Annotated in this window: 14 protein-coding genes; 4 read left to right on the plus strand and 10 right to left on the minus strand. The window is 37.3% G+C overall.

The genetic code is table 11. The features are described 5' to 3' along the window. Positions 1 to 134: 134 nt before the first annotated feature. From ACQKM9_RS19780 to ACQKM9_RS19790, 3 genes are all read right to left on the minus strand, one after another. Positions 135 to 524 (minus strand): hypothetical protein, encoded by a 390-nt coding sequence (locus tag ACQKM9_RS19780; protein ID WP_427736096.1) that lies wholly within the window; start codon positions 522 to 524, stop codon positions 135 to 137. Between the two features lie 266 nt (positions 525 to 790). Beyond that, entirely contained in the window at positions 791 to 1090 is a 300-nt protein-coding gene (locus ACQKM9_RS19785) for a DUF305 domain-containing protein (protein ID WP_427736134.1), read from the minus strand. Between the two features lie 21 nt (positions 1091 to 1111). Then, positions 1112 to 1294, minus strand: a complete 183-nt coding sequence (locus tag ACQKM9_RS19790; protein WP_427736097.1) for a hypothetical protein — start codon at positions 1292 to 1294, stop codon at positions 1112 to 1114. A gap of 162 nt (positions 1295 to 1456) precedes the next feature. Here ACQKM9_RS19790 and ACQKM9_RS19795 point away from each other — a divergent pair, with 162 nt between their 5' ends. Next, on the plus strand, positions 1457 to 1771 hold the full coding sequence (locus ACQKM9_RS19795) for an antibiotic biosynthesis monooxygenase family protein (protein WP_427736098.1): 315 nt from the start codon (positions 1457 to 1459) through the stop codon (positions 1769 to 1771). A 184-nt stretch (positions 1772 to 1955) separates the two neighbouring features. On the opposite strand, the gene ACQKM9_RS19800 is transcribed toward ACQKM9_RS19795, so the two are convergent. Then, positions 1956 to 2549, minus strand: coding sequence for a hypothetical protein (locus tag ACQKM9_RS19800; RefSeq protein WP_427736100.1), 594 nt, complete (start codon positions 2547 to 2549; stop codon positions 1956 to 1958). 138 nt (positions 2550 to 2687) lie between these two features. Next, positions 2688 to 2969, minus strand: a complete 282-nt coding sequence (locus tag ACQKM9_RS19805) for a phage holin (protein ID WP_427736101.1) — start codon at positions 2967 to 2969, stop codon at positions 2688 to 2690. Between the two features lie 1043 nt (positions 2970 to 4012). On the opposite strand from ACQKM9_RS19805, the gene ACQKM9_RS19810 reads away from it, so the two are divergent. Next, positions 4013 to 5206 carry a YbfB/YjiJ family MFS transporter gene (locus ACQKM9_RS19810; protein WP_427736102.1) on the plus strand — a complete coding sequence of 398 codons (1194 nt, stop codon included), beginning with the start codon at positions 4013 to 4015 and terminating at the stop codon, positions 5204 to 5206. 190 nt (positions 5207 to 5396) lie between these two features. Beyond that, a complete protein-coding gene (locus ACQKM9_RS19815; protein WP_427736103.1) occupies positions 5397 to 5843 on the plus strand; it encodes a VOC family protein in 447 nt (148 codons plus the stop codon). Between the two features lie 105 nt (positions 5844 to 5948). Here ACQKM9_RS19815 and rnz read toward each other — a convergent pair whose 3' ends face one another. From rnz to ACQKM9_RS19840, 5 genes are all read right to left on the minus strand, one after another. Beyond that, the gene (gene rnz, locus ACQKM9_RS19820; RefSeq protein WP_427736104.1) at positions 5949 to 6896 is read right to left on the minus strand and encodes a ribonuclease Z; all 948 of its coding nucleotides are present in this window, start codon (positions 6894 to 6896) and stop codon (positions 5949 to 5951) included. A 432-nt stretch (positions 6897 to 7328) separates the two neighbouring features. Then, the gene (locus ACQKM9_RS19825) at positions 7329 to 7517 is read right to left on the minus strand and encodes a hypothetical protein (RefSeq protein WP_427736105.1); all 189 of its coding nucleotides are present in this window, start codon (positions 7515 to 7517) and stop codon (positions 7329 to 7331) included. 25 nt (positions 7518 to 7542) lie between these two features. Continuing rightward, complete coding sequence (locus ACQKM9_RS19830; RefSeq protein ID WP_427736106.1) at positions 7543 to 8793, minus strand: DNA polymerase IV; 1251 nt, start codon at positions 8791 to 8793, stop codon at positions 7543 to 7545. 304 nt (positions 8794 to 9097) lie between these two features. Beyond that, on the minus strand, positions 9098 to 9583 hold the full coding sequence (locus tag ACQKM9_RS19835; RefSeq protein ID WP_427736107.1) for a chemotaxis protein CheW: 486 nt from the start codon (positions 9581 to 9583) through the stop codon (positions 9098 to 9100). A gap of 28 nt (positions 9584 to 9611) precedes the next feature. Continuing rightward, on the minus strand, positions 9612 to 10730 hold the full coding sequence (locus ACQKM9_RS19840; protein WP_427736108.1) for a M20/M25/M40 family metallo-hydrolase: 1119 nt from the start codon (positions 10728 to 10730) through the stop codon (positions 9612 to 9614). A 288-nt stretch (positions 10731 to 11018) separates the two neighbouring features. Between ACQKM9_RS19840 and ACQKM9_RS19845 the strand changes: the two genes are divergently transcribed. Continuing rightward, positions 11019 to 11528 (plus strand): GNAT family N-acetyltransferase, encoded by a 510-nt coding sequence (locus ACQKM9_RS19845; RefSeq protein ID WP_427736135.1) that lies wholly within the window; start codon positions 11019 to 11021, stop codon positions 11526 to 11528. Positions 11529 to 11669 lie beyond the last annotated feature (141 nt).

Consider the following 11669-nt stretch of genomic DNA (forward strand, 5'->3'; position numbering starts at 1 on the left):
TGAACCGCTTGAATACGTTGTTCAACTCGTACTTTTGCCATAAAAAAACCCCCGTAAAAGTTAGAATGGTGTCTAACTTTTACGGGGCAGTTCATTGCATATAAACCCTGTTTTTTAATATGTTATTCACTTTCCTAACAACCTGGGAATCCCGGAGGTGCGAACCTACACCATGACGGTCTTGGTGGTCTTGGTGGTCTCGGAGGATTTGGTGGTTGTGGTGGAAAAGGAGGTCGCGTATTTTGGCATAGCTGACCGGCTTGAGTAATCGTTTGTATATCTCTTGAATGTAGGGGTAGTTGTTGTGGAATGCCGTTAACAAATCTTGTAATCTGTACTCCGCCAAAATTAGGATTTGTCCTTTCATTACCCCAATCACTAACAGAATCCAATCGAACATTACAATACAGTTGTCCGTTGTTCATCTGGATATCCACCATAAAACCTACAAATCTTGTAAGTTGAACTGGATTCAAAAAGGGATTGATCGCTACTTTATTACCATATGGATCATAATAGAACATCTTCTCATCACTCCTTTCTTCGTTCAATATTGTAAAATATTCTTATATACATAATTAGGAAGTTGTCCTTATTCAATTGATTAATACACCTAATGTGGTTGCTTTTTATGGACAATCACTTTTTAGTTCTAAAAACCAGGAAAGATATATAAAATACCTAATCAAAAAAGCCATTAACCTTGTTAGAATTTGCGTTTTCATCTACTCTTTCAATAGTTTCAACATCGACCAAGATGCCATTGCAGATGTTGCATTTTTTAAATACCTTAACATTGCGAACTGATGATAGCATAGAGAACCGGTTTTAATTCTGAACAAATATTAAACAAAAGTGCGTTATAGGACATTCGGACGGCAGCTTCATGATGTGGAATCATTTCTCTAACAAAGTTTGCATTTACATCGTTTGTAATTTGGGCTGAGCACATTTCACTAAACATCCTATCTGCAATTACTTTAAACCCATTCATATAGTGTGAATTTTCATAATCTGTGTTGATTATGTTACTACACTTATTCTGTATAGATTGCATATTAGCGATAATATTCGTAGCAATACTTTGTATTTCAAGATTTGTGGTGTATCGCTAAATATTCTTAGACATTGTGATTGCGGCTCTGTGATGTGGAATCATCTGCAGTATAAAATTATCTGAAATACTGTTCGTAAGAGTTACATTAGTCATATTTTTTATCATCGTATCTAAGATTTTATAGTACGCTCTCAAATATTTTTTCGTCACAATACTTAAAGGGAAATTGCTAGTCATTAGACTAAACTCCCCTTTTTGAATAGTGTATGTAGGTGTTTATAATGCTGTGTCATAGGTTTAACTGAGTGTTTAGTACTTCTGAATTTATTTCTCTTTTTAAATCTCAATAGTATAATCTAGTAGTTAATAGAATTTTATGTATGAGGGAGACTGATGAGCATGGTTCATGAATCAAAGGGTTCGCATTATGCTGTAATTTTTTCGAGTCAACGAACTGAAGGTGATAACGGATATGGTATTATGGCAGAAAAAATGGATCAACTTGCGAGCCAACAGCCTGGTTTTTTAGGAGTAGAAAGTGTTCGGGATTCATCAGGTTACGGTATTACCATTTCCTATTGGGATAGCTTAGAGGCAATCAGCAATTGGAAGAAGAATCAAGCACATCAAGTTGCCCAGCAAAAAGGGATGAACAATTGGTATCAAAATTACAGTGTAAAAGTTTGTAAAGTCGAGCGCGAGTATACTAAGTAATCTTCTCGCCTTTGTATTGGCTAAATGGATTGTATAGAATGAAGTAAAGATTGATTTTACCCTAAAAGGTGATTAAAGATATATCAGTTCGATTCAAGTTGAATGAAATAACTTTTCCCCGCATATAAAAAAGCGCTAAATTTTAGCGCTTTTTTATATTTTAACAAGGAGGAATTCTACTAATCTATTTTTGCTCTTCTGATAAAAGTACCGTAATATTTACATCGTTGAAGATGATGATGATTTTATTTGAAAGGTCATAATATTTTAAAGCATCTGTATATGTCGGTTCTTTTTTTATAAATTGGCCTCTTGATAGCTGGACTTTCATGTCTCTAAGTTCATTAAAAGTTGTAAATATTTCTCCATCTATTAGTTCATTTTCTTTTAATAGGCGAATGTCTTTATGTGAAAATGTTACTTCATCATTTAACTGGTTGATACCAAGTCGGTGTACTGTAGTTTGTAGTTCATTTTCTACCATTCCCCAAATCATTGAAATCGACTCGCCTGGTGATTCTTTTGCAATTTTGAGAATTTCACTGTCCATACTATCAAGTTCAAAAAGTTTATTCGCAATTAGGTTAGAGTTATTTAATTTCTTTTCTAAATCTTCTAGTTTTTTTCCAAAATCCAACTCTATATTGTTGAAAGAAAATTTGGTGAGATTCATTAGTATAAAGCCTATTTGCTTTCTAAACAATAGTATAGCTAGTAGTATGACAATTGGCCAAATCATCTCATCAATTAATGCATCCACAAATTCTGTTACATTCATAGTACCCCTCCCATCTATAAATGATGCTTCAATTATTAGAGGTATTATTATTTTAGAAGTTCTATTTCCTCCTCAGTTTAATGTATTAATTAAATTATATTTTGTGTGGTCTTCTTGTACCGATTCTTTTCATGATTATTATTTTTCATCACATTTTACTTTTGTATATTGTAGAGCTTGTTTACTATCACTTATTCCGCTCGTTGTTGGATCAATTACAGAATTATAAATAGCAACAATCACCGAAAATAGAACAAAAGGATTTGAAATAGCTTGAATTAGAACATCATATAATTTCGGCCAAGTACTGATATCCTTTCCAGTTATACCAAGATACCCCCCTATAGACGAAGTGACTGCCAAAAACATATGAAACCAAAATTGCGGGTTTTTGAATCGAATTTTCCAGTTTATCCTCATTTCCATCCCCCTTTATATAGTTATACATATGTTCCAGTTGATGCTTTCTTGCTTGGAAGTATGATAATTGTAGAGTGTTTGCTTGGCTATGGATTGCTCGTATTGGCTTTGGCGCTTCTCGGGCTCTCTTTGGCGCTACTCGCTCTCCCTTTGGCGCTACTTGGGCTCTCTTTGGCGCTACTTGGGCTCTCTTTGGCGCTACTCGCTCCCTTTGGCGCTACTCGTTCTCACTTTGGCGCTACTCGGGCTCCTTTTAGCGCTACTCACTCCCTTTGGCGTTACTCAGGCTCCCTTTGGCGCTACTCGCTCCTCCTTTGGCGCTACTTGGGCTCCCTTTGGCGCTACTCGCTCTCTCTTTGGCGCTACTCGGGCTCCCTTTGGCGCTACTCACTCTCTTTGGCGCTACTCGCTCTCTCTTTGGCGCTACTCGGGCTCCCTTTGGCGCTACTCGGGCTCCCTTTGGCGCTACTCGGGCTCTCTTTGGCGCTACTCACTCTCTTTGGCGCTACTCACTCTCTCTTTGGCGCTGCTCGGGCTCCCTTTGGCGTTACTCGGGCTCTCTTTGGCGCTACTCGCTCTCTTTGGCGCTACTCGGGCTCTCTTTGGCGTTACTCGGGCTCCCTTTGGCGCTACTCGCTCCTCCTTTGGCGCTACTTGGGCTCCCTTTGGCGCTACTCGCTCTCTCTTTGGTGCTACTCGGGCTCCCTTTGGCGCTACTCACTCTCTTTGGCGCTACTCGCTCTCTCTTTGGCGCTACTCGGGCTCCTTTTGGCGCTACTCGCTCCTCCTTTGGCGCTACTCAAGCTCTCTTTGGCGCTGCTCGGGCTCTCTTTGGCGCTGCTCGCTCTCTCATTGGCGCTACTCGCTCTCCCTTTAACACTACTCGCTCTCGCTCTAACACTACTCAAAACCTCCATCTCCAACCGCTCATTCCCCTTAGCTCTTCAATGATTTTACAATTTCTTCTATATCCAAAACACTTTTACTAATTTATACTGTTATTAAGGTTTTTGGTCTTTTTTTCTACATATGGGGGTGCTTTGGTGAATCGAAGACATGCTGGGATGATTATTGGGGGAATTTTATTTTTAGTGGTGGCGATGGGGATTAGCCGCTTTGCACTTACGCCGATTTTGCCATTTATGAGACAAGATGTTGGATTGTCTGTAGAAACTGCAGGGATGCTAGCTTCTGCAAATTATGTAGGTTATTTCATTGGGGCACTTTGGGCTGGTTTTATAACCCGCCATCCAAAGGGGATTCTTGGATGGTGCGCAATCATCAATGTACTTTCTGTTTTTGGTATGGGGATGCTTGATGGTCTGTGGATTTGGTTGATTTTGCGTTTGATTGCAGGGATTACAGGCGGCTTGATGTTTGTATTAACTTCTAGTATGTTGATGGATTATCTTGCTGGTCATTTGTTGACGAAATGGTCCGGCTATATTTTTAGCGGTATTGGTTTAGGGATTGCGCTTTCGGGCATTTTCGTACCTATCCTGGAATCGGCTTTCTCATGGCAAGGCGCTTGGATTGGGCTTGGTATGTTATCCGTGTTGTTCGTATTGACGACGTTGTTCTTGTGGCGTAAGTTGATAGCTCATGAACAGGATAAGAAGGTCGCTGTCTCTGAAAAGGTATGGAAAGGATTTATGCCTTGGATGGCACTTGCTTACGGACTAGAAGGTCTTGGTTATATTGTGACCGGTACGTTTTTAGTTGATATTATTCATGAAATTCCTAATTTAAGAGAGTATGCATCATATAGCTGGGTTGTTGTGGGTATCGGTGCCATTCCATCTGCTCCACTTTGGATTATGTTGATGTCAAAATATTCACCTGTTCGTATCATTTCGATTGCGTATATTTTGCAAGTCATTGGTATTTTACTTCCAATCGTCTCTCCGACTATTTTCGGTGTAATGACATCGGCATTTTTATTTGGTATGACGTTTGTAGGAATCGTGACGATGACCACGTCTTATGCAAGACAGCTATTTCCAACAAAGAGCGCAAGTGTTGTTTCTGCTTTAACGACCCTCTATGCACTTGGGCAAATTATTGGACCATTAATTGCTGGCAAGTTGGCAGCTTTTTATAAAAGTTACAATGTTGCGCTCATCTTTGCTGGAAGTGTTGTAGCAATTGCACTTTGTCTTATGTTGTTCGGAAAATGGAGGACGACGGAAAGAGACGAGACGGAAAGTTATATGGCTTTTAAAAATATAGCTAAGTAATTACTCCAAGTGAATTTTTAATTTCAAATTTTTATAAAGTTCTGAGCATATTTTGAAAGAGGTTTTTCAAAATATGCTTTTTCTATACGTAAAAAGGTCTGTCATCTAATAAAAGAAGGTTATTTGAAACTTAAATAGAATTACATCTATACGGCTTTAAAAAATAGAGTAATTTAAAGGGGATTGGAGAATGAATCGTTTAAATTTAGTTACTTTGGGTGTTAAAGATATGTTAAAATCATTACGTTTTTATCGAGATGGACTTGGATTTGAAGTATTTGTATACGGAAACGACGCCGATCCAGATGTGATTTTCTTTAATAATGGAGGAACTAAAATTTCTCTCTTTCCAATTGATCGCTTAGTACAAGATATTGATGAAGATAATCCACCTGCAATTAGCAATGGCTTTAGCGGATTTACCCTTGCTTATAATGGAAAGTCAAAAGAAGAAGTTGATGAAATATTTGTATTAGCAAAAAAAGCCGGTGCGAAAATTGTGAAAGAACCTGAGACAGTGTTTTGGGGTGGATATAGTGGCTATTTTCAAGATCCAAACGGCTATTACTGGGAAGTTGCTTACGGAGAGAATTGGGAGTTCGATGAGAATGATATGTTAATTATTACTGAAGGTTAATTTCAGACTTTGATAAAGCTCTATTTGACTCAAACAGCATTGTTGTTACTCTATTCTCATTGCAAAAAAGCTATCCAAAAATTAATGGATAGCTTTTTCTTATTACTATTGCTGACTAATAGGAGCTAATTTTCCTTGATGCCATTCGTATTCCTCAAAATCTGCAACGATATAGGCGTTTTCAAATACTTCATGTACTTCTTGCAACATGTTCTTTATATCTTGAGGGAAAAATCTTGCGCTTAAATGATTTAGCAATAAATTTTTTACTCCTGCTTTAATAGCTATATTTGCTGCATCCATATTTGTGGAGTGACCGTAATTAGCAGCCAGCGCTTCCGTTGCATGATCAAATGTTGATTCATGCACGACAATATCTGCCTTTTCACTAAGTAAAACGGCATTTTCACAGAAGCGTGTGTCTCCTAAAATCGTAACGATAAAGCCATCTTTAGGTGGATCTGTCACGTCACTACTTTTCACTATTCGACCATCTGCTAATGTAATATCATAGCCATTTTTCAACTGACCCAATAATGGGCCTTTAGGAACACCCAACGCTATTGCTTTTTCAATTTGCAATGTCCCTCGTAGCGGCTTTTGTTCAATTCGATAGCCAAAACAAGGTACGACATGCTGTAAAGGTTTTGCTCTAACCACAAATCCATCATCTTCAAACACTACACCTTCAGTAACCTCAACAAATTCTATAGGATAATTAAGATGAGTTTGAGATAACTGTAATGTTTGTTCTATCCAAGTCTTTAATCCTGCAGGTCCATAAATGGTAAGTAATTCTTCTCCACCTTGGAAAGAACGAGAGCTAAGTAAGCCAGGAAGCCCAAAGATATGATCTCCGTGTAAATGAGTGATAAATATTTTCTCTAATTTTCTTGGCTTTAGTGTCGTATGTAAAATTTGATGTTGCGTTGCTTCACCACAATCAAACAGCCAAAATGTACCGCGTTCTTCTAATAATTTCACAGCTAGTGCACTTGTATTCCGTGTTTTTGACGGCATCCCAGCACCTGTACCCAAAAATTGTATATGCAAATGAAGTCCTCCTTACGGTATATACAATGATCAACATATGAAGAATCCTCATAATGATTCCTTGCCATTTATGCTTTCGTATTGCTAATGCTAGTATAACAAAAAAAGGTGCGTATCAATCACCATATGGACATTGATACACATCTCATCTATGAATTACTTACATTTAAGATTATTAGGGCTTTTTTAATGACTGCAAAATTCATTTTATTTTACTTCCATTACAAACGATCTTATTTCTATTATCTTTGAGGTTTTTCCGGCAACGGTGAAATTATAGATATCACAGAAAGCATAGTTCATCTTATTTTCTAAAATTACGGTGCCATTGATTGAACCCGTTCTTCCATGCGTTATGATGTTCTTAATATGTAACTCTGTTACCCCTGTTTTTTCCATGCATATCAATATTTAAACAACATAATTTTCACTCTAGATGTGCATTTCTCCAACAATATACCAACTTACATCCTCCTTCAAATGCTCAAGAATGAAACTATTATCATTTTTCGCAAAAGCAAAAGTAAGTTCTTGAAGTAACTTCTTTTTTTTAGTTGCACTTCCGCAATCGTCAGAGCAGACTACTTTTAAACTTCCATACCCTAGATTTTTCTTATCCATAAAGCTCCACCCAAAGATTTTTTTATTAATCCTTATGATCTTCCAAAAAGTCTTTGCTAAAACTCGTTTGAGATTCATAATTGGGCTTTTTCTTTTCTTTCATACCTTTTGAGATGATTTCTTTACCAAATTTCTTTTGGAGCTGCTCGACTACTTGGATAATTGGCTCCTCTTTAGCGTGTTGTTCATAGTTAAAAATAGATAACTGCTCTGCTGTTTCTTTGCGGTCAATCACATTACTCACTGTCACGCCGAGTAATCGAACGGGTTCACCATGCCAATGTTTTTTTGCTAAATCATTGGCTATTTCTAAGATATCTGATTTTTTATAAATAGCATTGGCAAAGGTTTTACTACGGCTTGAGTTATGCCAATCAGCATCTCGAATTTGGATGGATACCGTATGGCCTGCTAAATTTTTAGCTGAAAGGCGTTTTGCAACTCTCTCACAAAGACCATCGATTGTTTTACGAATTTCATCCCATTCGACTAAATCGATTGGCAAAGTTGTGGAATTACCGACGCTTTTCGTATCATAAATCGAATTTGGATCGACTTCCCTGTTATCAATACCATTTGCTCTGTCTTTTAATCTTGCACCATTTTTACCTAAGTTACTTTTTAAAAAGGCTTCAGAGGCTTGTGCTAGATCACCAATTGTGTTGATTTTTAGTTCGTTAAGTTTTTTTGCTGTACTCTCACCAACACCATGCATTTCAATAACTGGTAATGACCATAAAATATTTGGTAGTTCACGTTTTCTTAAAACGGTAATACCCATAGGCTTTTTCATATCAGAAGCTGTTTTAGCTAAAAACTTATTGGGCGCAATTCCAATAGATGATGGCAAATCCAATTCATTTAAAATTCGTTTTTGAATGCATTCTGCAAGCTCTATCGCTTCTCTTCCATTTACAAGTTCCGTAACATCGATGTAACCTTCATCGATTGATACGGGCTCTACAAGTTCGGTATATGTACGAAGTATGTCAAATATCGCTTTTGAAGCGATACGATAGCGTTCAAAATTCGGTGGCAACAATATGAGCTCCGGACATTTTCGCTTTGCTTCCCACACTGCCATCGTCGTGTAAACCCCTTTTGCACGCGCTTCATACGAACAAGTGACGAGAATGCCACGTCGCTCCTTCGGGTTCCCTGCAATAGCGATTGCTTTGCCTTTAAGTGTTGGATCATGTGATTGTTCTACAGAGGCATAGAAACAGTTCATATCGATATGAAAAATTATTCGCCCTTTTTGTATCCGCTCTGCCATCACACATCTCTCCTGCTTCTTTTATTATGAATATTATAGCAAAAATAACGAACAGATGTTGGTGTTTCCATCCTTATAAGATCTAGTAGTACCTTTTAACTATTCTCTCTTCTCCATATTAAAATCATTTTGCTAAATAACCATTTATTTTTTCTTCCACTTCATACAATGGCACAGTGTACCTCCACTCTAGCCTAAGTTCATTTCTAAGACTCACAAGCCATTTTAAACGGCGTAAAAAAGCATATAGAAATAAAAAGAGCATTCTCAGTCATTGACTAAGAATGCTCTATCTCAAGACGAACTAAGCTTTTGCTACTCTTTCGTCTTCTTTTAATTTTTGCATATAGGCTTTAAGTTCTTTTATTCCTTCAAGCGAGTCAACTAGTACTGAAGGCGAAACGATTGTAATCATTCGTTCTTCTAGATTGGCAACTGCTGTGAAATATTTTGTTTTGGAATAATTCACTAGACCTATTTGTTGCAAGTGTTCAGCTGGAATATCCAGTATTTCTTTTGCTTCGACAACGAGTAGACCAAATAGGAAATCGTCTGTTTGTAGGACAACTATTCGTACTTGATCTCCCGCTGCCTGACCTCTGTATAAGATTTGCTCGAAATCTAATATCGGCATTAGTTCTCCGCGCATTCTCATTAAACCTGTTACATAGCTTGGTAAATGTGGAATGGGATTAACATGGTCCATTTTCTCGATCGATACGACGTGATCGATGGGAACCGCATATTCTTCTTGACCACAACGGAAAACGACTACTTTACTACTAGACATTGGCTTCTACCTCTTCTTGTAATATGTGTTATTTAACTTCAGCTGCGCATTTTACAATTTCCACTAATAAGTCCGCAAGTTTTTCTAATTCTTCAACTGGGATACGTTCTTTTGTTGTGTGGATGTCTTCATAGCCAACAGCAAGATTGACTGTAGGAATGCCAAATCCAGCGATCACATTTGCATCACTACCCCCACCACTTGTCAAAATTTCTGGTGTACGACCAATTTTACGAACTGCTTCTTGAGCCACTTTCACGACTAAATCTTCCTCAGTGAAACGGAAACCTGGGTACATGCGCTTAATAGTTACTTCGGCTTTACCACCCATTTTTTCAGCAGTTTGTTCGAAAACTTCTTTCATATGGGCAGTTTGTGCCTCTAATTTCGCTTCATTAATTGAACGGGCTTCAGCTAAAATATGCACTTCATCACAAACGATATTCGTTGCTTGTCCACCTTCAAAGCGGCCAATGTTTGCTGTTGTTTCAGCATCTAAACGACCTAATTTCATCGCTGCAATTGATTTTGCTGCAACTGTAATAGCTGAAATTCCTTTCTCAGGAGCAACACCAGCGTGAGCTGTTTTACCATAGATAACAGCTTCTACTTTCGCTTGGAAAGGTGCTGCAGTTACGAAGCCACCTACTTTACAGTCACTATCAACAGCGAAGCCATATTTAGCAAAGATTTTAGATGGGTCTAGCTCTTTCGCTCCTGCTAAACCACTCTCTTCGCCAGCAGTAATAATGTACTGAATATCACCATGCGCGATATTTTGTTCTTTTAATCGTTTTGGTAATTCAAGAAGTGCTGCTATTCCCGCCTTATCATCCGCGCCTAAAATCGTTGTACCATCAGAATGGATATAGCCATCTTCTTTGATGATTGGTTTAATTCCTTTACCAGGTACTACAGTATCCATATGCGAAGTAAAGTAAATCGGTTGTGCTTCTACATTCCCGCGTAGGGTACAGATTAAGTTACCTGAAGCATGGCCATTACGGCTTGCTGCATCATCTTCTTCGACTTCAAATCCTAATGCTTCCAATTTAGTTTTTAATACAGGTGAAATTTTCTCTTCATGGAATGTTTCAGAATCAATTTGTACGAGTTCCAAAAATTCTTCTACGATACGACTTGTCATTATGAAAGAACCCCTTAATATACTAGATTTTACTACCTTTTTATTCCCTTATTTTAGCATAGAATTTAAGTAAACTCCTGTAATTTACTTAGCCATTCTCTAATTTCAAATGAATATTGGCTTCTACATATATTTTAGCTGCATGCAAAGTGATATTTATTGAATATTCACCCCACTAATTTGAAGGATTTTTATTGATGTGAGGGGAATTTATTTAAAGTGAAAATGAATAATTTTATTTTTATTACTTCTGTTAATTGTCACTATTACTATTTGAAAGGAGCACTTATGGATATTAGATTGTTAACAGCATTAGATGCAAAAAGTTATTGGGATTTGAGATTGGAAGCATTAAAAAATAACCCTGAAGCATTTTCTTCAAGTTATGAAGAAGCTATTAGAAGAGAATCACCTGTTGAGAATGTGTTAAAAAATTTATCGACCGAAGGAACTTTCACATTTGGGGCTTTCAATGACAAGGAGTTAATTGGTGTTGTAACTTTGGTTCAAGAATCTACTTTAAAACTTCATCATAGGGCTAATATTTTTGCCATGTATGTCTGTCCTAAATTTCGTGGGTTAGGCGTAGGTAAAGCACTCATTTCGACGGTAATCAATCATGCAAAGTCAATTGAATCATTAGAAAAAATAAATTTAGAAGTCATAACAACTAATGATAATGCAAGGCATCTTTATATTAATATGGGTTTCAAAACATATGGAATAGAAAAAGGCGCACTTAAAATCAATAATGATTATTATGATTCAGAATATATGGAGCTGTTCCTTAAAAAATAATATTTAACTACAACTGATTACTTATCAAATATTTGTCTGGTCAAAAAGACACCTCCAACTGTTAGTTTCCCTAACGATTGGAGGTGCTGTTCATGAATGTTGGTCTTGACTGTTTTTCTATGCTTGTCTTGTATTAATAAG

It is taken from the genome of Viridibacillus sp. NPDC093762, from assembly GCF_050279675.1.
In the GTDB taxonomy this organism is placed as follows: Bacteria; Bacillota; Bacilli; order Bacillales_A; family Planococcaceae; genus Viridibacillus.